The 25,061-nt window shown below is 72.7% G+C and carries 24 protein-coding genes; 18 read left to right on the forward strand and 6 right to left on the reverse strand.

Annotation, left to right across the window (positions count from 1 at the left end; all coding sequences use genetic code 11):
- Window positions 1-55: 55 nt before the first annotated feature.
- Complete coding sequence (locus ACXDC7_RS10030) at window positions 56-580, reverse strand: hypothetical protein (RefSeq protein WP_459222033.1); 525 nt, start codon at window positions 578-580, stop codon at window positions 56-58.
- Window positions 581-648: 68 nt separating this feature from the next.
- Between ACXDC7_RS10030 and ACXDC7_RS10035 the strand changes: the two genes are divergently transcribed.
- Window positions 649-1,224: a TetR/AcrR family transcriptional regulator gene (locus ACXDC7_RS10035; RefSeq protein WP_459222034.1), complete on the forward strand. Its 576-nt coding sequence runs from the start codon at window positions 649-651 to the stop codon at window positions 1,222-1,224.
- Window positions 1,225-1,227: 3 nt separating this feature from the next.
- On the opposite strand, the gene ACXDC7_RS10040 is transcribed toward ACXDC7_RS10035, so the two are convergent.
- Window positions 1,228-1,887: a TIGR03085 family metal-binding protein gene (locus ACXDC7_RS10040; protein WP_179443685.1), complete on the reverse strand. Its 660-nt coding sequence runs from the start codon at window positions 1,885-1,887 to the stop codon at window positions 1,228-1,230.
- Between the two features lie 102 nt (window positions 1,888-1,989).
- Here ACXDC7_RS10040 and ACXDC7_RS10045 point away from each other — a divergent pair, with 102 nt between their 5' ends.
- The 17 genes from ACXDC7_RS10045 to ACXDC7_RS10125 all read left to right on the forward strand — a co-directional run bounded on the left by ACXDC7_RS10045 (window position 1,990) and on the right by ACXDC7_RS10125 (window position 21,380).
- Entirely contained in the window at window positions 1,990-3,315 is a 1,326-nt protein-coding gene (locus tag ACXDC7_RS10045) for a cytochrome P450 (RefSeq protein ID WP_459222035.1), read from the forward strand.
- The gene (locus ACXDC7_RS10050; RefSeq protein ID WP_179443683.1) at window positions 3,312-4,277 is read left to right on the forward strand and encodes an isocyanide synthase family protein; all 966 of its coding nucleotides are present in this window, start codon (window positions 3,312-3,314) and stop codon (window positions 4,275-4,277) included. Before ACXDC7_RS10045 ends, ACXDC7_RS10050 begins: the two co-directional genes overlap by 4 nt.
- On the forward strand, window positions 4,274-5,296 hold the full coding sequence (locus ACXDC7_RS10055) for an NADP-dependent oxidoreductase (RefSeq protein WP_179443682.1): 1,023 nt from the start codon (window positions 4,274-4,276) through the stop codon (window positions 5,294-5,296). The genes ACXDC7_RS10050 and ACXDC7_RS10055 overlap by 4 nt, the downstream gene beginning before the upstream one ends.
- 133 nt (window positions 5,297-5,429) lie before the next feature.
- On the forward strand, window positions 5,430-5,870 hold the full coding sequence (locus ACXDC7_RS10060; protein WP_179443681.1) for a carboxymuconolactone decarboxylase family protein: 441 nt from the start codon (window positions 5,430-5,432) through the stop codon (window positions 5,868-5,870).
- Window positions 5,871-5,877: 7 nt separating this feature from the next.
- On the forward strand, window positions 5,878-6,750 hold the full coding sequence (locus ACXDC7_RS10065; RefSeq protein WP_179443680.1) for a sigma-70 family RNA polymerase sigma factor: 873 nt from the start codon (window positions 5,878-5,880) through the stop codon (window positions 6,748-6,750).
- Entirely contained in the window at window positions 6,747-7,136 is a 390-nt protein-coding gene (hisI, locus tag ACXDC7_RS10070) for a phosphoribosyl-AMP cyclohydrolase (protein WP_179443679.1), read from the forward strand. Before ACXDC7_RS10065 ends, hisI begins: the two co-directional genes overlap by 4 nt.
- A complete protein-coding gene (locus ACXDC7_RS10075; protein WP_179443678.1) occupies window positions 7,133-8,656 on the forward strand; it encodes an anthranilate synthase component I in 1,524 nt (507 codons plus the stop codon). Before hisI ends, ACXDC7_RS10075 begins: the two co-directional genes overlap by 4 nt.
- On the forward strand, window positions 8,653-9,315 hold the full coding sequence (locus ACXDC7_RS10080) for a Trp biosynthesis-associated membrane protein (RefSeq protein ID WP_459222036.1): 663 nt from the start codon (window positions 8,653-8,655) through the stop codon (window positions 9,313-9,315). Before ACXDC7_RS10075 ends, ACXDC7_RS10080 begins: the two co-directional genes overlap by 4 nt.
- Window positions 9,312-9,575: an HGxxPAAW family protein gene (locus tag ACXDC7_RS10085; protein ID WP_179443676.1), complete on the forward strand. Its 264-nt coding sequence runs from the start codon at window positions 9,312-9,314 to the stop codon at window positions 9,573-9,575. Before ACXDC7_RS10080 ends, ACXDC7_RS10085 begins: the two co-directional genes overlap by 4 nt.
- A 2-nt stretch (window positions 9,576-9,577) precedes the next feature.
- Window positions 9,578-10,405, forward strand: a complete 828-nt coding sequence (gene trpC, locus ACXDC7_RS10090) for an indole-3-glycerol phosphate synthase TrpC (protein WP_179443675.1) — start codon at window positions 9,578-9,580, stop codon at window positions 10,403-10,405.
- Window positions 10,402-11,697 (forward strand): tryptophan synthase subunit beta, encoded by a 1,296-nt coding sequence (gene trpB / locus ACXDC7_RS10095; protein ID WP_179443674.1) that lies wholly within the window; start codon window positions 10,402-10,404, stop codon window positions 11,695-11,697. Before trpC ends, trpB begins: the two co-directional genes overlap by 4 nt.
- Window positions 11,694-12,587, forward strand: a complete 894-nt coding sequence (gene trpA, locus ACXDC7_RS10100; RefSeq protein ID WP_459222037.1) for a tryptophan synthase subunit alpha — start codon at window positions 11,694-11,696, stop codon at window positions 12,585-12,587. The genes trpB and trpA overlap by 4 nt, the downstream gene beginning before the upstream one ends.
- On the forward strand, window positions 12,584-13,360 hold the full coding sequence (locus tag ACXDC7_RS10105; protein WP_459222038.1) for a thioredoxin domain-containing protein: 777 nt from the start codon (window positions 12,584-12,586) through the stop codon (window positions 13,358-13,360). The genes trpA and ACXDC7_RS10105 overlap by 4 nt, the downstream gene beginning before the upstream one ends.
- Window positions 13,357-14,310 carry a prolipoprotein diacylglyceryl transferase gene (gene lgt, locus ACXDC7_RS10110; protein WP_459222039.1) on the forward strand — a complete coding sequence of 318 codons (954 nt, stop codon included), beginning with the start codon at window positions 13,357-13,359 and terminating at the stop codon, window positions 14,308-14,310. The genes ACXDC7_RS10105 and lgt overlap by 4 nt, the downstream gene beginning before the upstream one ends.
- On the forward strand, window positions 14,307-15,113 hold the full coding sequence (locus ACXDC7_RS10115; RefSeq protein ID WP_459222040.1) for a CPBP family glutamic-type intramembrane protease: 807 nt from the start codon (window positions 14,307-14,309) through the stop codon (window positions 15,111-15,113). The genes lgt and ACXDC7_RS10115 overlap by 4 nt, the downstream gene beginning before the upstream one ends.
- Before the next feature lie 239 nt (window positions 15,114-15,352).
- Window positions 15,353-19,921, forward strand: a complete 4,569-nt coding sequence (gene gltB / locus ACXDC7_RS10120; RefSeq protein WP_459222041.1) for a glutamate synthase large subunit — start codon at window positions 15,353-15,355, stop codon at window positions 19,919-19,921.
- Window positions 19,914-21,380: a glutamate synthase subunit beta gene (locus ACXDC7_RS10125; RefSeq protein WP_459222042.1), complete on the forward strand. Its 1,467-nt coding sequence runs from the start codon at window positions 19,914-19,916 to the stop codon at window positions 21,378-21,380. The genes gltB and ACXDC7_RS10125 overlap by 8 nt, the downstream gene beginning before the upstream one ends.
- Window positions 21,381-21,407: 27 nt before the next feature.
- Here ACXDC7_RS10125 and ACXDC7_RS10130 read toward each other — a convergent pair whose 3' ends face one another.
- The 4 genes from ACXDC7_RS10130 to ACXDC7_RS10145 all read right to left on the reverse strand — a co-directional run bounded on the left by ACXDC7_RS10130 (window position 21,408) and on the right by ACXDC7_RS10145 (window position 25,044).
- A complete protein-coding gene (locus tag ACXDC7_RS10130) occupies window positions 21,408-22,124 on the reverse strand; it encodes a maleylpyruvate isomerase family mycothiol-dependent enzyme (protein WP_459222043.1) in 717 nt (238 codons plus the stop codon).
- Window positions 22,124-22,942, reverse strand: a complete 819-nt coding sequence (locus ACXDC7_RS10135) for a fumarylacetoacetate hydrolase family protein (protein WP_459222044.1) — start codon at window positions 22,940-22,942, stop codon at window positions 22,124-22,126. The genes ACXDC7_RS10130 and ACXDC7_RS10135 overlap by 1 nt, the downstream gene beginning before the upstream one ends.
- A gap of 66 nt (window positions 22,943-23,008) precedes the next feature.
- On the reverse strand, window positions 23,009-24,127 hold the full coding sequence (locus ACXDC7_RS10140) for a cupin domain-containing protein (RefSeq protein WP_343045811.1): 1,119 nt from the start codon (window positions 24,125-24,127) through the stop codon (window positions 23,009-23,011).
- A gap of 116 nt (window positions 24,128-24,243) precedes the next feature.
- Window positions 24,244-25,044: an IclR family transcriptional regulator gene (locus tag ACXDC7_RS10145; protein WP_179443665.1), complete on the reverse strand. Its 801-nt coding sequence runs from the start codon at window positions 25,042-25,044 to the stop codon at window positions 24,244-24,246.
- Between the last annotated feature and the right edge of the window lie 17 nt (window positions 25,045-25,061).

Consider the following 25,061-nt stretch of genomic DNA (forward strand, 5'->3'; position numbering starts at 1 on the left):
GTCGCGCATGCTTTGTCGAGGGCTACAGATTCTGTCCCACGGCCTTGTGGGGGACCTACAGCGCCGCCGTTTCGGGCGCCGCCGGCGCCAGCCTGTCGACCAGCCAGCGGCGCGCACGGACACCCATCCGGAACGGGGTACGCCGCACCGGCGTACCCGCCATCGCCGCCTCGGCGCCGTCCAGCAGGTCCTCCAGGAGTTGATCATGCAGCGGCACCACGACCAGCCGAGTGAGCAGGTCGGGGGCTTCGATGATCAACTCGTGGGTCCAGCGGACCCCGGAGCCCTCGCCGGCGAGGGTGAAGGTGTGGCGCCCGACCAGGTCGTCCGCGTCGAAGCCGAAGGTGATCGTGCCGGGGGCCGAGGTCTCGACCCGATAGCGGATCGGGCCGTGGCCGCCCGCGCTGCCGGTGGCCAGCCCGCGGTCGAGGACCAGGGGCGGCCACCGGTCGGTCGGCCACAGCGGGTTGTCCGGTTCGGCGATGCCCTGCAAGAGGGCCGCTGCCGCCTCCGGCGGTCCCGCGGTGAGGCGGCTGTGCACGTTGCGGATGCCGGTCGGGGTGCGGCTGGTCCAACCCATCGTCCTCTCCATTCGCTGGCGTATGGTTAACCGTACGCCTGCGTATGGCCGATGTCGAGGGTAGCGTCGTGCCCGTGTCCGCCGATGCCTCCGCCCGCCGGCGCCTGAGTCGCGCCGACTGGATCGCGGCAGCGCGGGCGCTGCTGGCCGAGCAGGGGGTGGAACGCCTTGCCGTCGAGCCCCTCGCGCGCCGCGTGGGCGCGACCAAGGGCAGCTTCTACTGGCACTTCGCCGACCGCGGCGCGCTGCTCGAGGCCGTGCTCGCCGACTGGTCGGACCGCGCGACGGCGGCCGTGATCACCGAGGTCGAGCGCGCGCCGGACGACGAACGACTCGCAGCGCTGCTCGCGCACGCCCTGGGCGAGGCGGACGACGAAGACGAGGCGCTCGAGCGCGCGGTCCTGGCGGCCGCCGACGACCCCAGGGTCACGCCCGCCGTGGCGCGGGTGCACGCCGCGCGGGTGGAGTACCTGTGCCGGCTGTTCGCCGACCGCGGCCTGCCTCCCGCTCGGGCGCAGGCGCGGGCGCGGATCTGTTATGCCGCCTATCTCGGCGGGCGCCAGCTCGACGCGCTGCCCGGTGGCCCGCCCGGCGCGCGCGTGGCGTACCGCGAGGAACTGCTGCGGATGGTCACCGCTCCCTGATCCTCACAGGCCGAGTTCGACCTCGCCGAGCTTGATCAACGCCGCCGGCTCGCCCACCGACAGGACCTGGGCGCGGTCGCCGCGCCCGTACGCGTACAACATCAACTCCGACGGTCGGCCGACCAGCGTGACGGTCTCCGGGCCCGAGGAGACCCGAATCGTCTCGGGCTCCCGATCCCCGCCCGCCTCGCCGTCGGAGCGCTCCAGGACGACGCCGACGCCCGCGCGGCGGAAGAACGCGCGGCCCATCAGCCGCAGCCGTCGCCACATCCAGTCCTCGGCCTCGGCGTCCAGCTCGCGCGGCTCGATCGGCGCCTCGGCGGCGCGCCGGACGTCCTCGTGGTGCACGAAGTACTCCAGCGTGTTGGCGCCCTCGTCCACCCCGGGGATCGCGAACACCGACAGCGGCGCCGGGCCGCGGCGTACCCGCTCGACCAACTCGGGATAGCTCCAGCGGTCCTTCGCCTCCGCCATCCGCCGCTCCGTCAGCCCGGCCAGCGGGCGGGCCAGGATCCCGGGCGCGCCGAGCGGGTCGGTCTCGCGGATCCACAGGTGTGCCGCGAGGTCATGGGTGGTCCAGCCCGCGCACAGCGTCGGTGCCGCCGGCCCCGTCTCGTCCAGCAACTGACACAGGGCGGCGCGTTCGGATTGGGCGAAGTTCACCCGCCCGATGCTAGGCGACGGTGAACCGCTGCGGGTGCTGGCCGCTGGTTCTACCCCAGCGGGGTGTGAGCGTCCGATCGCGGCCGGGAATGATCATCGGCCATGACCGCCCCCGCCTGCCCGCACCTGCCGGGCGCACCCGATCCGGACCTGCCCCGCACGCCGCTGAGCGGCGCGGCCTACCATCGCGATCCCTACCCGCTGCTGCGCGCGCTGACCGCCGCCGGCCAGGCTCATCCGGTGCGTTTCCCGGCCGTGCACGCCTGGCTGATCACGGGGTACGCCGCGGCGCGGGCGGCACTGACCGACCCGCGGCTCGGCAAGGACCATGCGCGGGCCAATCCACATTTCCTGGCCCACGCATCGGTGATGCCGCAACCGCAGCGCTCGCGGCTGCAGGTACACCTGCTGCACGTCGACGGCGAGCGGCACCGCCGGATGCGCGCGCTCGTCGCCCGCGGCCTGTCGGCGCCCGCCGCGGAGTCGGCGCGGCCGAGCATCCGCGCGTTCGTGGACGACCTGATCGACGACTTCCCCGAGCCGGGGAGTGGGACGGCCGAGGTCGATCTCGCGGCGGCCCTCGGCCGGCCGCTGGCCCTGACCGCGCTCGCCGAGGCCATCGGTCTGCCCGATGACCTGCGGGACGCCTTCGACCCCGACTGGGGAGCCGTGGTCGCGCCGGTCGGTCCGGAGCACCCCGAACGCCCGACCTACGAGCGACGACTCCGCGAGCTGGAGGACTACATCGCGGCCGTCGTCGTCGACGCCGCCCGACCGCAGCGGCGCGCCGGAATCCTCGGCGAGGTTGTCGCCGCAGCGGCGGCCGGCGTGATCACCGCGGCCGAGCGCGACTCGATCATCTTCCAGCTCCTGGTCGCCGGCCAGGACCCGGTCAGCGCGCAACTAGGCCTGTGCGTCCTCGGCCTGTTGGAGCATCCCGGGCTGGTCGATCGCCTGCGCGCCGAGCCGTCCGCCGCGCCGGCGATCGTGGAGGAACTGCTGCGCCACGACGCCGCGTTCTCGCTGACCACCTGGTGCTTCCTGGACCGCGGCGACCGGCTCGGCGGCGTGGACATCCCGGCCGGTGACTCGGTGATCGTCTCCCTCGGTGCGGCCAATCGCGATCCGGACGCCTTCGCCGACCCGGACGCGATCGACCCCGATCGCTATGCCGTCGACGGTCCCCGTCGCCATGACGTCGACGGTCCCCGCCGCCCCCATCTTGCCTTCGGTCACGGAGCACACCGCTGCCCCGGGGCGGCGCTGGCACGGGTGCAGCTCGCCGAGGCGCTGATCGCGCTGACGAGCCGGCTGGAGGGACTGCGGCTCGCTTGCCCCCGAGACGCCCTGGAGTGGTCCACCGCGCCGCTCACCCGCGCCGTGCGTCGGCTCCCGGTGACCTACCGCGGGAAGGGGCCGCGGCGATGACGATCACCCGCGAGTCGCCGATCACCGAGCGGGCGCTGCGTACCGCCGAACGGATCGTGCAGGTCTTGCTGCGGCACCGACGGGGCATTCCCGGCGAACCTGCCCCGACCGCCGCTCCGCGGCCGCAGTTGATCAAGGTCCTGGACCGGGTGCTGGCCGGGGTGCCGATCGAGCTGGCGCTGCCCGCCTTCCCGTGCAAGTCGCCGAACCCCGCCAAGGTGTGCGGCCCGCTGCCGGACGAGGGGGAGCGGCTGGCCCTTTCCTACCTGCAGGGCATCTGCGACGAGATTGCCGACATCCATCCGCCCGGAGCCCGGGTGATCATCTGCTCGGACGGCCACGTCTTCGCCGACGTGGTCGGCGTGCCCGACGAGACGGTCACCGCCTACGGTGATCATCTTCGCGCTCTGGCCGATGCCGAGGGGCGGACCCGGATCGGCTTTTGTGATCTCGGCGATCTGTGGCCCGGCGATGATCATGCCGAACGGCGGGCGCGGCTGATTCGCGGCTGGACCGAGCCGGTCGACGAGCTACGCGTCCGGGCCCGCTCCGACGAACAGGTCGCCCGCACGCTGCGCGGCATGATCAGGTTCGTGCTCGCCGACGCCGTCGATCTGACCGGTACGCCCGCCCAGCGCCAGCGCGAGGCGAAGCGGCGGGCGTACCAGTTGCTCGCCCGCTCGCGCGCCTGGGGTGCGCTGCTGCTGGCCAGGCGACCCGACGCCGTGCGACTGTCGATCCACCCGCAGCCGCTCGGGGCGGCCAAGCTGGGGATCGCCCTGCTCGACCGCACGGCGACCGACGACGCGTGGCTGACGCCGTGGCACGCGGTGGTGCGCTACGACGTCGCCGGTACGCCACGGCTCGTCCACCACGCGGCGGTCGGCGATGCCGAGCCGGTCCGGCGCGGGGGACGGCTGTGGTGCTACCGGGATCGCCTCGCTGGTAGAAACAACCCATGAGCACCGCCGCCCCGACCGCGAGCACCCGGATCGTGCTGGCCGCCCGACCGCACGGCGAGCCGACCGCGTCCGACTTCCGCACCGAGACCGTCGAGCTTCCCCCGCCGGGCCCGGGGGAGGCGCTGCTGCGCACCCGCTACCTCTCGCTCGACCCGTACATGCGCGGCCGGATGAGCGATGCGCCCTCCTATGCGCCGCCGGTCGCGATCGGCCAGCCGATGGTCGGCGCGACCGTCTCCGAGGTGATCGACGGCAACGACACCGGCCTCGCGCCGGGCCAGCTCGTGCTGGGTCAGGCCGGCTGGCAGACCGCCAGCGTCGAGCGTGCCGACCACCTGCGCCAGCTCGATCCGGCGGTGGTCCCGCCCACCACGGCCCTCGGCGTGCTGGGCATGCCGGGATTCACGGCCTGGGCCGGGCTGCGCAACATCGGCCGGCCGAAGCGCGGCGAGACCGTCGTGGTCGCGGCGGCGACCGGACCGGTCGGCTCCGTGGTCGCGCAGCTCGCCCGCGCCTGGGGCTGTCGGGTGGTGGCCATCGCCGGCGGCCCGCAGAAGTGCGCCTGGCTCGACGAGCACGGCATCACCGCGCTCGACCACCGCGCGCCCGATCTCGCCGGAAGGCTCGCCGCGGCGACCCCCGACGGGATCGACATCTACTTCGAGAACGTCGGCGGAGCCGTCTTCGAGGCCGTGCTGCCGCGCTTCAACCCGTTCGCCCGGATGCCCGTCTGCGGGCTGGTGTCGAGCTACAACGCCACCGAGCTGCCGGCCGGGCCGGACAAGACGATGGTGTTCCTCGGCTCGGTGCTGCGCAAGAGCCTGACGGTGCGCGGCTTCATCCAGACCGAGTTCGTCGACCAGGAGCCCGAGTTCCTGGCCGAGGTGACCCCGCTGGTCGCCGACGGCCAGATCGCTTATCTGGAAGACATCGTGGACGGCCTCGATCATGCGGTCGAGGCCTTCCGGGGGCTGCTGGTCGGCAAGAACCGCGGCAAGCTGATCATCAAGGTCTCCTGACCCGACCGGCGGCCTGCGCCCACGGGCCTGTTACATCCGAGTTGTCACATCCGAGTTGTCACATCCGAGCAGCCGCCGTCGTCCAACCGGTACGGGGTGCGCACGGGCGTACCCGATGACCCAAGGAGCCCAGATGCCCAGGATGAAGCTGCAGAAGGTGACGCCGCTGGCCTATGCGCCGATGGTCGCGCTGGAGACCTATGCCCGGACCCACAACGACGCGCGGACGTACGAACTGATCAAGATCCGTGCCTCGGAGCTGAACGGCTGCGGCTACTGTCTGGCCATGCACACCCGGGACGCCCGCAAGCAGGGGGAGTCCGACGAACGGATCGCCGCGCTGGCCGGCGACTGGCGCGCCGTGGACCTGTGGTCGCCGGCCGAGGCCGCCGCGCTGGCGCTGACCGACGAGGTGACCCGGCTCGGCGAGGGCGGGGTCAGCGACGCCACCTGGGACGAGGCCGTCGCCCGCTGGGGCGAGAAGGGGGTGGCCGGACTGATCATGGCCATCGTGGTGATCAACGCCTGGAACCGGATCGCCATCCCGACCGGGCTGGAGGCCGCCGACCTGTGAGCACCCGGTGAGCGGACCCGGAGCCGACGAACTGGGCCCCGAGGAGTTCGCGCGGCTGCACACCCGGCTGCTCGGACTGGCCTACCGGATGCTCGGCGGCTGGGCCGATGCCGAGGACGTCGCGGCCGAGACGTGGCTGCGCTGGCACACCTCGCGACCGGACGATCTGGTCCACCCGCAGGCCTGGCTGACCACGGTCGCCACCCGGCTCAGCCTCGACCGCTGGCGGACCCTCGCCCGGCGTCGCGAGGACTATGTCGGGCCGTGGCTGCCCGAGCCGATCGATCCGGGCCGGCTGCCGCACGAGACGGTCGAGCAGCGCGAATCCCTCGCCTTCGGGTTGCTGCACCTGATGGAGCGGTTGACTTCGGACGAGCGCGCGGTCTACGTGCTGCGGTACGCCTTCGACCACAGCTTCGCCGAGATCGCCGAGATGCTCGGGCGAACCCCGGCGAGCTGCCGCCAGCTCGCCCACCGGGCCAGGGCGCGGGTCGCCCCGGACGGGGTCGGCGGCTCTCGTTCCGCCCAGCGCGCCCTGCTGGACCGGCTGGTCGCGGCGATCGCCGACGGTCGTGCGGGCGACGCGGTCGCGATGATCACCGAGGATGCCGTGCTGATCTCCGACGGTGGGGGAAAGGTCAAGTCGGCGCTGCGGCCGATCCTCGGACCCGACAAGATCGTCCGGTTCCTGGTCGGCATCTCCCGCGCGGTGCCCGGCGCGACGCTGACCGCGATCGACGTCAATGCCGGTGCCGCGCTGCTGCTGCGCCAGGGAGCCGAGCGCCGGCTCCTGCGCATCGACACCCGCGACGGCGCCATCTCGGCGGTGCACCTGGTCGGCAATCCGGACAAGCTGGACCGCCTAGAGTTGCCTGCGTGAGCGAGGCAGGAGTGACGACCGACGTCGCGGCGGTCCGGTTCGGGCCCGACGGGCTGGTGCCGGGCATCGTCCAGGACGCGACCGACGGCCGCGTGTTGATGCTCGCCTGGCTGAACGCCGAGGCCCTGCGGGCCACCCTGACCACCGGGCTGGCGACGTTCTGGTCCCGCAGCCGCGGCGAGCTGTGGGTGAAGGGCGCCACCAGCGGCAACACCCAGGCCGTCCGCGAGGTACGCCACGACTGCGACGGCGATGCCCTGTTGATCAAGGTCGTCCCCGCCGGCCCGGCCTGCCACACCGGCGCCGAAACGTGTTTCGACGAGGGCGAGCTGCCGCTCGCGGGTTCCGACGGGGGCGAGCTGCCGCTCGCGGGGAAGCGCGGATGAGCGCGAAGATCGAGATCGAACCGGCCCTCGACGAGTTCCTGGTCCGCGCGAAGACCCGTCGAGTCGTCTCGGTCCACACCAGGCTGCGGGCCGACACCGAGAACCCGCTCACCCTCTACCGCCAGCTCGCCGCCGATCGCCCCGGCACCTTCTTGCTGGAGTCGGCCGAGGCGGGGGTCTGGTCGCGCTGGTCCTTCGTCGGGGTCCGCTCCGCGGCCACGCTCAGCGCCCACGGGGGCGAGGGCGCCTGGACCGGTCAGCTGCCCGCCGCGCTGGACCGCACGGGCGACCCGCTCGCCCTGATCGAGCAGGCCCTGGCGGTGCTGCACACCCCGCGCGATCCGGACCTGCCGCCCTTCACCTCCGGCCTGGTCGGCACGCTCGGCTACGACGTCGTCCGCCGCCTCGAACATCTGCCCGACACCGGCACCGACGACCTTCGCCTGCCCGATGTGGCGATGCTGCTGGCCACCGACGTCGCCGCCTTCGACCACCACCGCGGCGAGGTCTGGCTGATCGCCAACGCGCTCAACTGGGACGAATCGCCGCAGCGCGCCGAGCAGGCCTGGCGCGACGCCCGCGACCGGGTGCAGGCGATGGCCGATCAGCTCGCCCGCCCGCGCGCCTCCGAGGTCGCCGTCCGCGCCAGCGGGCCGGAGCTGCCCCAGGTCCGCGACCAGCGCAGCACCGCCGACCACCACGCCGCCGTCGCCGCCGCGGTCGAGGAGATCCATGCCGGGGAGGCATTCCAGATCGTCGTCAGCCAGCGCTTCGACGTACCCACCCGCGCGGACGCGTTCGACATCTACCGGGAGCTGCGGACCGCCAACCCCAGCCCCTACATGTACCTGCTGCGGCTCGGCGATTTCGATGTGGTCGGCTCCTCCCCGGAAGCGCTGGTCACCGTCAGCGACCGCACCGCGACCACCCACCCGATCGCGGGCACCCGCTGGCGCAGCCACGATCCCGACGCCGATGCCGCCCTGGAGTCCGAGCTGCTCGCCGACCCCAAGGAGCGGGCCGAGCACGTGATGCTCGTCGACCTCGGCCGCAACGACCTCGGCCGGGTCTGCGTACCGGGCACCGTGCGGGTGATCGAGTTCATGGTGGTACGCCGCTACAGCCACGTGATGCACCTGGAGTCGACGGTCACCGGCCGGCTCGCCGACGGGGTCACGCCGCTGCGCGCCACCCTCGCCTGCTTCCCGGCCGGCACCCTCAGCGGGGCGCCCAAGGTGCGCGCCATGGAGATCATCGACAAGCTCGAGCCGACCCGGCGCGGGCTCTACGGCGGGACCGTCGGCTACTTCGACTTCGCCGGCGATGCCGACAACGCGATCGCCATCCGCACGGCCGTCCTGAAGGGCGGCATCGCCCACGTGCAGGCGGGCGGCGGGGTGGTCGCCGATTCCACGCCGGCCTACGAGGAGGCCGAGTCGCGGACCAAGGCCGCCGCCGTGCTGCGCGCGATCGCCGCCGCGGAGCGGCTCGCGCCGCTGGCATCCCGGGACGGCTCGTGACCGCCGCCCGGCCGACCGTGCCGGCGCCGGTGCGTCGGCTCGTCCTCGGCGGGCTGTTGGTCGGCATCGCCGGCGCGGCCGGTGCCGGGGCGGGGCCCTGGTGGACGCTCACCGTCCAGGCCCGCAGCGCCACCTTCTCCGGTGGCGAGTCCACCGGGGGACTGGCGATGCTGCTGGTGCTCGCCGCCGGGGCAGGGGTGTTGTTGTTGCTCGCGACCGGCCGGGCCGGGCGCCGGGTCGTCGGCATCGTGCTCGGCGCGCTCGGGGCGGCCATCGGTGTGCTCGGCGCCAGCCGGCCCGCGCCCCCGCCCGCCGAGGTGCAGGCCCGGCTGCGCAACCTGTCGCTGGCCGAGGCCTGGCAGCTCGACCCGACCCCGCTGCCGTGGCTGTACGCCCTGGCCGGGCTGGTGCTGGTCGCGGCGGCGCTGACCCTAGCGATCACGGCGCCGCGCTGGCCGGACCGGTCGGCCCGCTATCGGCGTACCGCTCCGCTCGCCGCCGACGATCCCGAGGGCTGGTGGCGCGCGCTCGACGCGGGGGACGACCCGAGCCAGGACGCGAGCGAGGTGCCCGATTCCGACGCGGGCACCGATCCCGATTACCACCCGCGCACCTCCACCCGCCAGAATGGCGATGCAGAGCGAGGAGGTCACAGATGAGCGACACCGCCACCGGTGCCACGGAGTCGGCGGTCCGGCCGCGCGACGAGGGCGGGCACTTCTACCACCACGGCCGGTCGCCCGCGGCCTGGGTCGGGTCGATGGCCACCATGGTCGCCTTCGTCGTCGGCTTCTTCGCGGTCGTGCCCGTCCTGAACCCGGTGATCGGGATCGTCGCCGCGGCGATCCTGCTCGTCGGCCTGATCGCGGCCCAGTTGCTCCGCTCCCTCGGTTACGGCCAGGGCGGCCGGCGGCGCTGATCATGGCCGCCCCGACCACCTCCGTGCTGGCCGACATCGTCGCCGGCGCGCGCGCCGACCTGGCCGAGCGCGAGCGAGCGCTGCCGCTGGCCGAGCTGAAGGCGCAGTTGCCGAGCGCACGGGAGACGATCGACCCGCGTCCGACCTTCCGCGCGGACGGCGTCGCCGTCATCGCCGAGGTCAAGCGGGCCAGCCCGAGCCGCGGAACGCTGGCCCACATCCCGGACCCCGCGGTGCTGGCCGAACGCTACGAGGCCGGCGGCGCCGCGGCGATCTCGGTGCTCACCGAGGGGCGGCGATTCTCCGGCAGCCTCGCCGATCTGGTCGCGGTCCGCCGCAGCGTGGACATCCCCGTGCTGCGCAAGGACTTCATCGTCACGGCGTACCAGCTCGTCGAGGCCCGGCTGAACGGCGCCGACCTCGCCCTGCTGATCGTCGCCGCGCTGGACGACTGCGAGCTGGTCGGGCTGATCGAGCGCGCCCGCAGCCTGGATCTGGTGCCGCTGGTCGAGGCGCACACCGCCGACGAGGTACGCCGCGCCGTCGATGCCGGGGCCGACGTGATCGGCATCAACAACCGCGACCTGAAGACCCTCGAGGTCGACCCGAGCACCTTCCACCGGCTCGCCCCGCTGATCCCCGACGGCATCGTCCGGATCGCCGAGTCCGGCGTCCGCGGCCCGCACGACGTGATCGAGTTCGCCCGCGCGGGTGCCGATGTCGTGCTCGTCGGCGAGGCCCTGGTCACCGGCGAGGACCCCCGCGCCGGGGTGGCCGATCTGGTGGCCGCCGGCGCCCACCCCGCCCTGCAGCACCCGAGGAATCCGTGACCCCGAACGAGCCCCCCGCCCCGACCGCCGGCACCGGCCCGGCTCTCGACGACGAGCAGGAACGCCGCCCGGACAAGGCCGGTCACTTCGACCGGTTCGGTGGCAAATTCGTCCCCGAGGCGCTCTACGCGGCGCTGGCCCAGCTCGAGGACGAGTTCGCCGCGGCGATGGCCGATCCCGACTTCGTGGCCGAACTGGAGCGGCTGCGGCGCGACTACACGGGTCGGCCGAGCCCGCTCACCGAGGCCCGCCGGTTCAGCGAACAGGCCGGCAACGCGCTGGTGCTGCTGAAGCGCGAGGACCTGAACCACACCGGATCGCACAAGATCAACAACGTGCTCGGTCAGGCGCTGCTGACCCGCCGGATGGGCAAGACCCGGGTGATCGCCGAGACCGGCGCGGGTCAGCACGGCGTGGCCACCGCGACCGCCGCCGCGCTGCTCGGCATGGACTGCACCGTCTACATGGGCAAGGTCGACACCGACCGCCAGGCGCTCAACGTCGCCCGGATGCAGTTGCTCGGCGCCGAGGTGGTCGCCGTGGAATCGGGCTCGCAGACCCTCAAGGACGCGATGAACGAGGCGATGCGCGACTGGGTCGCCTCGGTCGACCACACCCACTACCTGATCGGCTCGGTCGCCGGACCCCATCCGTTCCCGATGATCGTCCGCGAGTTCCAGCGGGTGATCGGCGCCGAGACCAAGGCCCAGGTACGCGAGCGCTACGGCCGGTTGCCCGATGCCGTCGCCGCCTGTGTGGGGGGCGGGTCCAATGCGATGGGCATGTTCGCCGACTTCGTCGCCGATCCCGGCGTCGCCCTGCTCGGCTTCGAGGCCGGCGGCGACGGGGTGGCGACCGGGCGGCACGCAGCCTCCATCGAGGGCGGACGGGTCGGCGTCCTGCACGGCATGCGTACCTTCGTCCTGCAGGACGACGACGGCCAGACCATCGAGTCGCATTCGATCTCGGCCGGACTGGACTATCCCGGCGTCGGACCGGAACATGCCTGGCTGGCCGAGACCGGCCGCGGCAGCTACACCTCCGTCACCGACACCGAGGCGATGCAGGCGCTCGCCCTGCTCACCCGCACCGAGGGCATCCTGCCCGCGATCGAGTCGGCGCACGCGCTGGCCGGCGCCCTGCGCTGGGGGCGGCAACTGGCCGAGACGGACCCGGACGCCCGCCCGCTGATCGTGGTCAACCTGTCCGGCCGCGGTGACAAGGACGTCGACACCGCCATCCGCTGGGCCGGCCTCGACGGCAGCGTCGACCGCTCCGAGGGGGGCGCATGATCGCCTTCGACCCCGGTCGCACCGGTACGCTGATGCGCCGGCTCGCGGCCGAGCAGGACCGCTCGGCCTTCGTCGGCTACTGGCCCGTCGGCTTTCCCGACCTGCCCGCCTCGCTGGAGTACCTGCGCGCGCTGTGCGGGCAGCGCGACGAGCCCGGCGCGGATCTGGTCGAGATCGGCATCCCCTACAGCGACCCGATGATCGACGGGTCAACCGTGCAGCGGGCCACCACCCAGGCCCTGGCGAACGGGGTGCGTACCCGCGACGTGTTCGCCGCCGCCGAGACCGTCGCCGCGGCCGGCCGGGCGCCGGTGGTGATGACCTACTGGAATCTGATCGAGCAGTACGGGGTCGACGCCTTCGCGCGCGATCTCGCCGCCGCCGGGGGACAGGGAGTGATCACACCCGACCTGACCCCCGACGAGGCGGCCCCGTGGCTCGAGGCCTCCGAGGCACACGGACTGGACCGGATCTTCCTGCTCGCGCCGTCGTCCACCCCGGAGCGGATCGCGGCGACCCTGCGGGCCTGCCGAGGCTGGGTCTATGCCACCGCGGTGATGGGCGTCACGGGCGCGCGCGCCCAGGTGTCACAGGCCGCGCCGCTGCTGGTGCAGCGAATCCGTGAGTCCGCCCCGGACGCGCTGGTCGGCGTCGGCCTCGGCGTCTCCACCGGCGAGCAGGCCGCCGCGGTCGTCGAGTACGCCGACGCCGCGATCGTCGGCTCCGCGCTGATCCAGCGGGCCTTCGACGTGGACGTCGCCGACGGCCTGAGTGCGGTCCGGGAACTGGCGAGCGAGTTCGCTCGTGGAGTTGGGTGTCGTCCCCGAACAAGCCCCCCGGGGGTAGCAAGTACCGCCGCGACCGCGGCGCCCGAGCGAGGAAACCGATGAGCAACAAGACCCGGCAGAACAAGCAGCTCAAGCGCAGCCAGGCCCCGCGTACCGATTCCCGGACCGCCCGCGACCGGGCGCGCGCCGAGGCCGAGCTGGCCGCCAGGAAGAAGCGCGACGTGCGGATCGTGATCGGGATCGCCGTTGCCGTCGTGCTGCTCGCCATCGCAGGCGGCGTCGGGTTCATGCTGTACCGGCAGTTCGGCGGACCGAGCGGCTCGGTCGCCGCCGGACCGGAGCAGTCCGTGCCCGCCCCGTCCGGGTCGGACCCGATCGTCTACGGGCAGGCCTCGGCGGCCAAGACCGTCGACGTCTACCTCGACTTCTCCTGCCCGCACTGCAAGGACTTCGAGAACGAGCAGGGCGCGACGCTGAAGCAGCTTGCCGAATCCGGAGAGTTCAAGGTCGCCTACCATCCGCTGTCCTTCATGGTCCGCCCCGGCGCGTCGGTGAACGCCGCCAATGCCTTCGCCTGTGCCGCCGAGCGCGGCTTCGGTCAGGCCTACATGGCCGAGCTGTTCCGCAACCAGGGCCTGCAGTGGTCGGACAACCAGCTCGTCGATCTGGCCCGTCAGGTCGGCGGTGACGCCGGCAGCGACATCTCCGGGTGCATCACCCGGCGCCAGAACTCGGGCTGGGTCGACGCGGTGAACGGCGCCCCGAAGCCGCCGGACTTCACCGGTACGCCCGCCATCTACGTCAACGGCACGCAGATCCAGTGGAGTGCCGGGATGACGCCGGAGCAATTCGGCCAGGCGCTGCGGGCGGCGTGATCCCCGCCTACCTGCCCAGCCCGCCGACCGGGGTCTGGTACCTCGGGCCGGTGCCGATCCGGGCGTACGCCCTGTTCATCCTGGCCGGCATCGCCGTCGCCGCGTGGCTGAGCATCCGGCGGTGGAAGGCGCGCGGTGGCAATCCCGAGACGCTGGAGACCGTGCTGTTGTGGGCGCTGCCGTTCGGCATCGTCGGCGCGCGCCTCTATCACGTGATCACCGACTATCAGCTCTACTTCGGGCCGGGCCGCGACCCGATCCGTGCGCTCTACATCTGGGAGGGCGGGCTCGGGATCTGGGGGGCCGTCGCGCTCGGCGCGCTCGGCGCCTGGATCGGCTGCCGGCGCAGCGGCGCGAGCTTCCTCGCCGTGGCGGACACGATCGCGCCCGGGCTGCTGATCGCCCAGGCGATCGGGCGGCTCGGCAACTACTTCAACCAGGAGCTGTTCGGCGCCCCGACGGATCTGCCCTGGGGTCTGCTGATCGATCCGGCGCACCGCCCCGCGGGCTATCAGCAGTTCGCGACCTTCCACCCGACGTTCCTGTACGAGATGATCTGGAACCTGCTGATCGCGGGCCTGCTGTTGTGGGCCGATCGGCGCTGGCGGCTCGGCCACGGCAAGCTCTTCGCGCTGTATGTGGCGCTCTACTCGCTCGGTCGGTTCTTCGTCGAGGCGGTGCGGATCGACACGGTGAACGAGATCGGCGGCTTCCGGCTGAACAACTACACCTCGGCCATCGTCGGCCTTGCCGGGTTCGTCTGGTTCTTGTGGCTGGTCCGCAACCGGCCCGGCCGCGAGGAGCGCGTGGACCGGTCCGGCGACCCGGCAGAGGACGAGCCGGCAGAGGACGAGCCGGGAGAGGACGAGCCGGCAGAGGACGAGCCGAGCGCCGAGCCGGCGGCCGAGCCACCCGGGGCGGGGGAGACCGCCGCCGGCGACCGGACATGACGGCGCTCGCCGCACCGACGCGACCGGTTGCCGCGACGGTGGCGGTGTTCGGTGCGGCGACGGCGCTGGCCGCGGTGCCGGGCTGGCTGCTGACCCCGGTCCACCCGGCGCTCGCGGCCGCCTACCCCTTCGCGTCGGCCGCGCCCCTGGTCGGGGCGTTGGCGGTGTTGGTGCTGCGGCGCCCGGCGGCGCTCGCCGTGGTGACCGATCTCGGCGGGCCGGTGGGCCGCCGAGCGTGGCGCCGGGCGCTGCTCGCCGGGCTGGCCGGACTCGCGGTCGTGCTCGGGCTGATCCAGACCCGGACCTTTCTCGACTGGGGTCTGGTGCCGCTGGAACTCGTCGTCCTGCCCGCGCCGCTGGCCGTGGTCGCCGCGATCACGCTGGTCGCGGTGACGGCGCAGGAGATCGGCTGGCGGGGCGTCCTGGCACCCACGCTGCGCGCGCGGTTCGGCGAGCCGGCCGCCGCGGCACTGACCGGCTGCGCCTGGACGGCGTGGGCGCTGCCCGGGCTGGCCGTGCTCGGCGGGGCGCAGGTGGTGCTGCTCGCGATCGCCCTGGTCGGCTACTCGGTCGTGATCGAACGGCTGCAGGGCCGACTGCCGGGTGGCCGGCTGCTGGTGGCGATCGCGTTCCGCTGGGTGCTCGCGATGGGGCTGCTGGTCTTCGGCGACGAGGAGGCCGGCAACGTCTTCGCGCTGGCCGTGCTGGCCGGCGTCGGCGCACTCGCCGCCGCGATCGCGTGGTGGGGGGCGCCGGCGCTCGACAGGTACGCCACCGCCGCCGACCGGCGGACGCGCCCCTGAGCGGCCCGCTCCGCGCGAAGCACCGGCCCGCTGGTCTATGCTGCACGCGGGCGTGCGGCGTACCCGTGCCGGACACGCCCGCTCGGCACCCACCGGCGCCGCCCGAAGGCTGAGACTCATTTTCCGGATCGTGGGACAACTGGTTAGTCTCGGCTCCCATTGCGCACCTCACCGCGCCCCTGCCGACATCGCGGTCGGCGCGGGCGGGTCGCGTGTGCCCGGATGGACGGAGGTCCGAGATGGTTGCGACACCGCAAGGTGCCCTTCCCCTCCCGAGTGTCGCCCCCGCGGCGCAGGGGCTCTACGATCCCGCGTTCGAGCATGACGCCTGCGGCGTGGCCTTCGTGGCCACCCTGTCCGGCGTACCCGAACACCGCATCGTCGCCCAGGGCCTGGAGGCGCTGCGCAATCTGGACCACCGTGGCGCCACCGGGGCCGACGAGCTCGCCGGCGACGGCGCGGGCATCCTGATCCAGGTTCCGGACGCCTTCCTGCGTGCCGAGTGCGACTTCGAGCTGCCACCGGCGGGCAGCTACGCCGTCGGGCTGGCCTTCCTGCCCGCCGATCCCGATGCACGCGAGGCCGCCCGGTCGCGGATCGCCGAGCTCGCGGCCGAGGAGGGGCTGGTCGTCCTCGGCTGGCGCGTGGTCCCCGTCCGCACCGACACCCTCAGCCCCGTCAGCACGGCCGCGATGCCGCACTTCGAGCACCTGCTCGTCGCGGCCCCGCCGGCCGCCGACGGCGCCCGCCCGGCCGGGATCGAGCTGGACCGTCTCGCGTTCTGTCTCCGCCGGCGCGCCGAGCGCGAGGCGGACACCTACTTCGCCTCGCTGTCGGCCCGGACCCTTGTCTACAAGGGGATGCTGACCACGCTGCAGCTCGAGCAGGTCTTCGGCGAGCTGCACGACGAGCGGATCACCAGCGCGCTCGCGCTCGTCCATTCCCGGTTCTCCACCAACACCTTCCCGTCCTGGGACCGGGCCCACCCCTACCGGCTGATCGCCCACAACGGGGAGATCAACACCGTCCGCGGCAACCGCAACTGGATGCGGGCGCGCGAGGAGCTGCTGGCCTCGGACCTGATCCCGGGCGACCTCGAACGGCTGTTTCCGATCTGTACCCCCGAGCACTCCGATGCCGCGTCCTTCGACGAGGTGCTCGAACTGCTCCACCTGGGCGGCCGGTCCCTGCCGCATGCGGTGTTGATGATGATCCCGGAGGCCTGGGAGAACAACGCGGAGATGCCGCAGGCCCTGCGCGACTTCTACGAGTTCCACGCCTGCCTGATCGAGGCGTGGGACGGCCCGGCCTGCATCTGCTTCACCGACGGTACGCAGATCGGCGCCGTGCTGGATCGCAACGGCCTGCGCCCCGGCCGGTACTGGGTGACCGACGACGGGCTGGTGGTATTGGCCTCCGAGGCCGGGGTGCTGGACATCGCCCCGGAGCGGGTGGTCCGCAAGGGCCGGCTGCAGCCCGGGCAGATGTTCCTCGTCGACCTCGACGAGCACCGGATCGTGCCCGATGCCGAGATCAAGGACGGACTGGCGGGCGCCGCGCCGTACGGCGAGTGGCTGCACGCCGGTCGGCTGCGGTTGTCCGACCTGCCCGACCGCGAGCACACGATCCACGGCCACGCCTCGGTGACCCGGCGCCAGCAGACCTTCGGCTACACCGAGGAGGAGCTGCGGCTGATCCTCGCCCCGATGGCGAACACCGGGGCCGAGCCGATCGGCTCGATGGGCACCGATGCGCCGATCGCCGCGCTCAGCGCCCGGCCCCGGCTGATCTTCGACTACTTCACCCAGATCTTCGCCCAGGTGACCAACCCGCCGCTGGACGCGATCCGTGAGGAACTGGTCACCTCGCTCGCCGGCACCATCGGCCCCGAACACAACCTGCTCGAGCCCGGACCCGCGTCGTGTCGGCAGTTGGTGATCCCGTTCCCCGTCCTGGACAACGACGAGCTGACCAAGATCCGGCACGTCAACCTCGACGGCGACCTGCCCGGCTACGACGTGCACGTGGTACGCGGCCTCTACTCCGTGCACGGCGGACCGGAGTCGCTGGAGCGTGCGCTCGAGGCGTACTGCCGGCAGGTCTCCGACGCCATCGAGGGCGGCGCGCGAACCATCGTGTTGTCCGACCGGCACTCCAATGCGGTGAAGGCGCCCATCCCGTCGCTGCTGCTCACCGCGGCGATCCACCACCACCTGGTCCGGGAGAAGACCCGGACCAAGGTCGGCCTGGTGGTCGAGGCCGGCGATGTCCGCGAGGTGCACCACGTCGCGCTGCTGATGGGCTACGGCGCGGCCGCGGTGAACCCCTACCTCGCGTTCGAGTCCGCGGAGGATCTCGCCCGCAACGGCCTCTATGTCGATGTCACCCCCGAGCAGGCCGTGCGCAACCTGAAGCAGGCGCTGGGCAAGGGCGTGCTGAAGGTGATGTCCAAGATCGGCATCTCGACGATCGCCTCCTACACCGGCGCGCAGATCTTCGAGGCCTACGGACTCGGCGCCGACGTGATCGAGCGCTACTTCACCGGCACCACCTCCAGGCTGGGCGGCATCGGTCTGCCCGAGATCGCCCGCGAGATCCGGTCCCGGCACGTCACCTCCTACCCGGTGGACGGCATCCCGCTCGCCCACCGCGAGCTGGAGACGGGCGGGGAGTACCAGTGGCGCCGCGAGGGCGAGCCGCACCTGTTCGACCCCGAGACCGTCTTCCGGCTGCAGCACGCGTCGCGGGCCGGCCGCTACGACATCTTCAAGACCTACACCGCGCGGGTCGACGACCAGGCCAACCGGCTGATGACCCTGCGCGGGCTGTTGCGCTTCGCGCCCGACCGCGAGCCCGTGCCGATCGAGGAGGTCGAGCCGGTCAGCAAGATCGTCAAGCGCTTCTCCACCGGTGCGATGAGCTACGGCTCGATCAGCGCCGAGGCGCACGAGACCCTGGCGATCGCGATGAACCGGCTCGGCGCGAAGTCGAACACCGGCGAGGGCGGCGAGGATCCCGAGCGGCTGCGCGATCCCGAGCGTTGCTCGGCGATCAAGCAGGTCGCCTCCGGGCGCTTCGGCGTCACCTCGGACTACCTGAGCCATGCCACGGACATCCAGATCAAGATGGCCCAGGGCGCCAAGCCGGGGGAGGGCGGCCAGTTGCCGGGCTCCAAGGTCTACCCGTGGGTCGCCCAGACCCGGCACTCGACCCCCGGGGTCGGGCTGATCTCCCCGCCCCCGCACCACGACATCTACTCGATCGAGGACCTCAAACAGCTCATCCACGACCTGAAGAACGCCAATCCGGCGGCTCGGGTGCACGTGAAGCTGGTCGCCGAGTCGGGCGTCGGCACGGTCGCCGCGGGCGTGTCCAAGGCCAAGGCCGACGTGGTGTTGATCTCCGGCCACGACGGCGGCACCGGCGCCGCGCCGCTGACCTCGCTCAAGCACGCCGGCGGTCCCTGGGAACTCGGCCTGGCCGAGACGCAGCAGACCCTGCTGCTGAACGGGCTGCGGGACCGGATCGTGGTCCAGGTCGACGGGCAGATGAAGACCGGCCGCGATGTGGTGATCGCCGCGCTGCTCGGCGCGGAGGAGTACGGATTCGCGACCGCGCCGCTGGTGGTCGAGGGCTGCATCCTGATGCGGGTCTGCCATCTCGACACCTGCCCGGTCGGCATCGCCACCCAGAACCCCGAACTGCGCAAGAAGTACACCGGTCGCGCCGAGCACGTGATCAACTTCTTCACCTTCATCGCGGAGGAGGTACGCGAGATCCTCGCCTCGCTCGGCTACCGCAGCCTCGACGAGGCGATCGGACAGGCGCAGGCGTTGGACACCAGCGACGCGGTCGCGCACTGGAAGACGCACGGGCTCGACCTGACCCCGATCCTGCACCGGCCCGAGGTCGCCGACGGCGCGCCGTTGCGCGCGGTGATCGGGCAGGACCACGGCCTGGCTGATGCGCTGGACAACGAGCTGATCGAGATCGCGCGCCCGGCCCTGCGTACCGGCCAACCGGTGCAGGCCGAGCTCGCGGTCCGCAATGTCAACCGCACCGTCGGCACCATGCTCGGTCACGAGGTGACCAGGGCCACCGACGGCCGCGGGCTGCCCGACAACACCATCGACCTGACCCTGCGCGGTTCCGGCGGGCAGAGCTTCGGCGCCTTCCTGCCCCCGGGGATCACGCTGCGGCTGGTCGGCGACTCCAACGACTATCTCGGCAAGGGGCTGTCCGGCGGCCGGATCACGGTACGCCCAGACTCGGCGTCGGCCTTCGTCGCCGAGGAGCACATCATCGCCGGCAATGTGATCGGTTACGGGGCGACCAGCGGGCAGCTCTTCCTGCGCGGCAAGGTCGGCGAACGCTTCTGCGTGCGCAATTCCGGGGCGGTCGCGGTGGTCGAGGGCATCGGTGATCATGGCTGCGAGTACATGACGGGCGGCGAGGTGTTGATCATCGGACCGACCGGACGCAACTTCGCGGCCGGGATGTCGGGTGGTGTCGCCTATGTGCTCGACCTGGATCGGGACAAGCTGAACACCGCGCTGGTCGACCCGTTGCCGGTGGAGGAGGACGATCTCGCCCGGGTGCGGCAGTTGCTGGTCAGCCACACCGAGGAGACCGGCTCGGCGGTGGCCGCGGCACTGCTGGCCGCCGAGGATGCCGAGCTGGCCCGGCGGCTGACCAAGGTGCTGCCGCGCGACTACGCCCGGGTGCTGGCCGCCCGGGAATCCGCGCAGGCCGAGGGCCTGGACGAGCAGGCCACGACGATCCGGATGATGGAGGCGGCCAATGGGTGATCCGCGCGGATTCATGAAGCACGGCGCGGAGCACGCGCAGCGCCGGCCCGTCGCCGAGCGGCTGGGCGATTGGGGCGAGGTCTATCCCGGCGGACCCGGGCGGGCGCTGCTGCCGATCATCTCCGAGCAGGCCGGCCGGTGCATGGACTGCGGCATTCCCTTCTGTCACACGGGTTGCCCGCTGGGCAACCTGATCCCGGAGTGGAACGATCTGGTCTGGCGCGGCGAGTGGGATCGCGCGCTGGAGCGGCTGCACGCGACCAACAACTTCCCCGAGTTCACCGGTCGGCTGTGCCCGGCGCCGTGCGAGTCGGCGTGCGTGGTGGCGATCAGCGACGACCCGGTGACGATCAAGAACGTCGAGGTGTCGATCATCGACCGCGGCTTCGCCGAGGACCGGGTACGCCCGCAGGTGGCCGACTGGCACACCGGGCGTACCGTCGCCGTGGTCGGTTCCGGCCCCGCCGGGCTGGCCGCCGCCCAGCAGTTGACCCGCGCCGGGCACACCGTGGCCGTGATCGAGCGCGACGACGCGCCGGGCGGGCTGATGCGCTACGGCATCCCGGAGTTCAAGCAGGAGACCGCGGTGCTCGAGCGACGGCTGGAGCAGATGCGCGCCGAGGGCACCATCTTCCGCTGCGACACCGAGGTCGGCGTCGACGTCTCCTGGCGCGACCTGAAGCGGCGCTACGACGTGGTGATCGTTGCCACCGGCGCGACCGTGCCGCGCGAGGTGCCGGTGCCCGGCCGTGACCTGAACGGCGTGCACCAGGCGATGGACTACCTGCCGCAGGGCAACCGGGCCGCCCGCGGCGAGGAGGTGCCGGACCAGATCAGTGCCGAGGGCAGGCACGTGGTGATCGTCGGTGGCGGCGACACCGGCACCGACTGTCTCGGCACGGCGCTGCGCCAGGGGGCGGCCAGCGTCACCCAGCTCGACATCCACCCCGAGCCGCCGGGCGGGCGCGCCGATCACGAACCGTGGCCGACCTATCCGCGGATCCTGCGGGTCGCGGCGGCCAACGAGGAGGGCGGCGAGCGCCAGTACGCGCTGAACACCGCCGAGTTCGTCGACGACGGCGAGGGCAATGTCCGGGCGATCCGGCTCAGCGAGGGCCGGCGGGTGAACGGGCAGTGGGAGGCGAGGCCGGATTCCGAGCGCGAGATCCCGGCCGACCTGGTGCTGTTGGCGATCGGCTTCTCCGGACCGGAGACCGATTCGATCACCCGGCAGCTCAACACCGCACTGGACGAGCGCGGCAACGTCGCTCGCGACGAGACCTACCGCACGTCGGTGCCGGGGGTGTACTGCTGCGGCGACGCGGGTCGCGGCCAGTCCCTGATCGTCTGGGCGATCGCCGAGGGCCGGGCCTGCGCCGCCGAGGTCGATCGTTACCTGTCGGGCGAGACGAAGCTGCCTCGGCCGATCGGCCCGCACGAGCGGCCGATCACCGTCTGAGCGAGGCGACCGCCGCGGGTCGTGCGCTCAGAGCCAGGCCGGCGCCGGCTCCTCACCGGGGAGATCGGCGCGGCCGGTGGCCCAGCCGAGCAGTGCGGTACGCGGGGCCGCCACCTCACGGGTCAGCGGGCCGGCGGTGGCGTAGCGAGCGCCGGAATCGGTGTCGACCAGCGCGAGACCCGCGCCCACACCCTTGCGATCCCAGGTCGCGACGACATCGGCGAGCAGCGGGTCGGCGAGCTCGCCGGGCAGTTGGGCCAGGGTCGCGCCCGCCCGCAGGTCCACGGCATGCAGCCAGACCTCGCGGATCCGCATCCACGGCGTGGCGGACAGCGGCACGGTGCGGCCCTGCGCGGTACGCACGGGAGCAGACCATGCCGCGGGCGGCGCGTCGCGCCACTGCACGTCCAGGCTGATCGCGGCGTGCTCGGACAGGTGTCGCAGCGCGTGCGGCGGGAGCGTCGCACCGATCTCGATCTCTTCGTTGCGGGCCTGCGGCGAGGCATACATCGGCGTCTCGACCCCGGTGGTCGCCCACTCGACCAGCCGGCCGATCGCCCGCGCGTTGTAGCCGACATGCGCGATGAGCGCGCGCCGCGACCAACCGGGCAGGCCGCTCGGCTCGTCGAGCCCGGCGTCCGGGACCCGGGACAGCTCGCGCGCCCAGAACGAGGTGCCGCGCCGCGCGAGCAGCAGGTCCGCTCGCACGGCCGGATCGGTGACGAGGTCCGTGCGCGCCCCCATCAGCCGGCGACCATCGGCGTGCGCAGCTCGCCGATCCCGCCGACCGCGGTGATCACCTCATCGCCGGGCCGCAGGTAGACCGGCGGCTTGCGGGCGCGGCCGACCCCGCCGGTGGTGCCGGTGAGAATCAGGTCGCCGGGCCGGAGCACCGTCATGGTCGAGACATAGGCCACCAGCGCGGCGGGCCCGAAGACGAGGTCGCCGATGGTCGCGTCCTGCATGACCTGCCCGTTCACCGTGGTCGAGACCCGCGCGCCGCGGCCCAACTCGTCCGGGGTGGCCAGCACCGGGCCGAGCGGCGTGCTGGCCTGCCAGGCCTTGCCCTGCAACCACTCCTTGGTCCGGAACTGCCAGCCACGCATCGAGATGTCGTTCGCCACGGTGTAACCGGCGATGTGGCCGAGCGCCTCGGTCTCGTCGATCCGCCGGCCCTCCTTGCCGATCACCACCACCAGTTCGGCCTCCCAGTCGACCTCGGGATCCTCGGCGGGCACCTCGACCGGATCGTTCGGGCCGGTCAGGGTGTCGGTGAACTTGGCGAACAGCGTCGGGTACTCCGGCAGGTCGCGACCCATCTCCAGGATGTGCGTGCGGTAGTTCAGCCCGACGCAGATGATCTTGGACGGGTGGGGCACGACCGGGGCCAGATCGGCCGTGGCTGCGGCGTGCCGCGGGCCGTTCGCCGCGGCCGCCGCCTGCGCCCAGTCGGCGTCGGCGAGCAGCGCGCCGACATCGGTGGCCTGCGTCTCGACGAACTCGTCGCCGTCGAGACGGGCGGCGGCGGTCCGGCCGGGCAGGCGCAGGGTGGCAAGCTTCACGTGGGTCTCTTCCTTCGGTTCCGGGACGGGGATGGGTGCTGGCGGGAGGTCAACGCGGCCGGTGTTTCACGGCCGCTGGACATGGGTACGCGCCAGCCCGAGTCGCTCGCTGATCGGCTGGTCGCCGAAGCGGAACAGGTCGAGGCCGGCATCGGTCTGCGCGGTGAACGGCACCCAGGAGGGAACCACGAACATGTCGCCGGTGCCGACGCGATGCTCGGTGCCGCCGAGGCTGACCGTGCCCTCGCCGTCGAAGACCTGGTAGACCGAGGAGGCGGCCTCGCGGGTGGTCGCGGTCGATGCGCCGGGGCGCAGTCGATGGAACTCGGCACGGATGGTCGGCATCACGTCGCCGCCGGTGGTCGGGTTCACGAAGCGCACCGCGGCATGCCCCAACTCGACCGTGGCGGGCTGCCCCTCGTCCTCCAGGGCGAGCTGCTCGGCCAGGGCGGCGTCGGTGTGCTCCCAGCGGTACGCCGCGATCGGCGAGTTCACCGTGTCGTCGAGCCCGGACAGCGGCCGCAGGCCCGGGTGCGCCCACAGCCGCTCCGAGCGAGACACCGGGGGAGTGGCCTCGTCGGTGACCCGGTCAATGCCGAACTCGAAGAACGTGGTGTCGGTGTAGTGCACGAACGGGATGTCGAGGCCGTCGATCCAGGCCATCGGCGCATCGGTCTCGTTGTGGTGGCCGTGGAAGTTCCAGCCCGGGGTGAGCAGGAAGTCACCGCGGCGCATGGCGACCGGGTCGCCGTTCACCACGGTCCACACGCCCTCACCCTCGACGACGAACCGGAAGGCGTTCTGCGAGTGGCGGTGTTCGGGAGCGACCTCGTGACCGCCGAGATACTGGATCGCCGCCCACAGGGTCGGTGTCGCGTACGGCCGGCCACCCAGGCCGGGATTGGCCAAGGCGATCGCCCGGCGCTCGCCGCCGCGACCGACCGGCACCAGCCGGCCCGCGTCCTCGGCGATCGGCAGCAGCGTCGACCAGCGCCAGACGTGCGGCACCGCGGCCGGGCGCGGAGTCTGCGGCATCAGGTCGCCGATCTCGGTCCACAGCGGAATCATGTTCTCCGCGCCCATCCGGGCATACAACGCGTCCAGCTCCGCGGCCTCGGCGGCCGTCGGGGGAGTCATCACGTTCGCGGGGCGATCGGGGGCGGTGGAATTGCTGGTCGGGGTCACCGATGACCTCCTGGGGAGTCCGGACGGGGCGAGTCGCGAGACTAGGCGCGGATCCGAGGTCTCCGGGGAGGATTCTGCACCACAGAACTCCTGCCTCCCCCAGAACACGGCGTCCGTCAGTCGTCGGCGGTCAGGCCCGCCTGGCGCAGCTCCCCGTCGATGGAGCGGCCCACCTCCATCACCGCGCGCAGGGTGCGGGGCGTGTGCACCGCCTCGAAACGCCGCGTCGGCACGGTGACGGTGAGCCCCGCGATGGCGGTACCCCGGGAATCGTGCAGCGCGATGCCGATCGCGCTGACGCCCTCCTCGGTGCCGTCGACGTTGATCGCGTAGCGGCGCTCGCGGGCGTCGTCGAGCTGGGTACGCAGGTGCTGCAGCCCGTCCTCGTCGAGCCGATCGCCGGCCAGCTCGGCGGCCGCGCCCGTGAACAGGTGGCGCACGGTCGGCCAGGGCAGTTCGGCGAGGATGGCGCGGCCCGCCGACGCGCGATGGGCCGGCAGGGCAAAGCCCTGGCGGTCGCCGACCCGCAGGGCCTGGCTGCCCTCGGCCGTACTCAGGAAGCGGACCTTCGTGCCGATCCGCACCAGCAGGTTGGTCGTCTCGTCGAGCCGGTAGGACAGCGCCTCGAGGTAGGGGCTGACCAGTGAGCGCAGTTCCCTGGTCCAGCGCTGCTTCGCCGGGCCGAGCCCGACCGCCGGCCCGGGCAGATAGCGCCGGGACTCGTCCTGGGTGGCGAAACCGCGATAGACCAGCGCCGAGAGCAGCCGGTGCGCGGTCGAGGGGGCGACGCCGAGTTCGACGGCGGCCTCGGAGACCCGGAGGCTCCCGGTGTCGCGGAGCAGTTCGATCAGTACCAGGGCGTGGTCGACCGACTCGGGCAGGTAGGTCGGCCTGGTGCGGACCGGGTGTTTCTGCATATCAGAATGTTAGCCGT

Source organism: Naumannella huperziae, from assembly GCF_054073625.1.

Bases quoted from the DNA above. Each gene is read 5' to 3' on its own strand.
- ACXDC7_RS10030 (WP_459222033.1), bottom strand. From the start codon at position 580: ATGGGTTGGACCAGCCGCACCCCGACCGGCATCCGCAACGTGCACAGC.
- ACXDC7_RS10045 (WP_459222035.1), top strand. From the start codon at position 1,990: ATGACCGCCCCCGCCTGCCCGCACCTGCCGGGCGCACCCGATCCGGAC.
- ACXDC7_RS10050 (WP_179443683.1), top strand. From the start codon at position 3,312: ATGACGATCACCCGCGAGTCGCCGATCACCGAGCGGGCGCTGCGTACC.
- ACXDC7_RS10055 (WP_179443682.1), top strand. From the start codon at position 4,274: ATGAGCACCGCCGCCCCGACCGCGAGCACCCGGATCGTGCTGGCCGCC.
- ACXDC7_RS10060 (WP_179443681.1), top strand. From the start codon at position 5,430: ATGCCCAGGATGAAGCTGCAGAAGGTGACGCCGCTGGCCTATGCGCCG.
- ACXDC7_RS10075 (WP_179443678.1), top strand. From the start codon at position 7,133: ATGAGCGCGAAGATCGAGATCGAACCGGCCCTCGACGAGTTCCTGGTC.
- ACXDC7_RS10085 (WP_179443676.1), top strand. From the start codon at position 9,312: ATGAGCGACACCGCCACCGGTGCCACGGAGTCGGCGGTCCGGCCGCGC.
- trpC (WP_179443675.1), top strand. From the start codon at position 9,578: ATGGCCGCCCCGACCACCTCCGTGCTGGCCGACATCGTCGCCGGCGCG.
- trpA (WP_459222037.1), top strand. From the start codon at position 11,694: ATGATCGCCTTCGACCCCGGTCGCACCGGTACGCTGATGCGCCGGCTC.
- ACXDC7_RS10105 (WP_459222038.1), top strand. From the start codon at position 12,584: ATGAGCAACAAGACCCGGCAGAACAAGCAGCTCAAGCGCAGCCAGGCC.
- ACXDC7_RS10115 (WP_459222040.1), top strand. From the start codon at position 14,307: ATGACGGCGCTCGCCGCACCGACGCGACCGGTTGCCGCGACGGTGGCG.
- gltB (WP_459222041.1), top strand. From the start codon at position 15,353: ATGGTTGCGACACCGCAAGGTGCCCTTCCCCTCCCGAGTGTCGCCCCC.
- ACXDC7_RS10125 (WP_459222042.1), top strand. From the start codon at position 19,914: ATGGGTGATCCGCGCGGATTCATGAAGCACGGCGCGGAGCACGCGCAG.
- ACXDC7_RS10130 (WP_459222043.1), bottom strand. From the start codon at position 22,124: ATGGGGGCGCGCACGGACCTCGTCACCGATCCGGCCGTGCGAGCGGAC.
- ACXDC7_RS10145 (WP_179443665.1), bottom strand. From the start codon at position 25,044: ATGCAGAAACACCCGGTCCGCACCAGGCCGACCTACCTGCCCGAGTCG.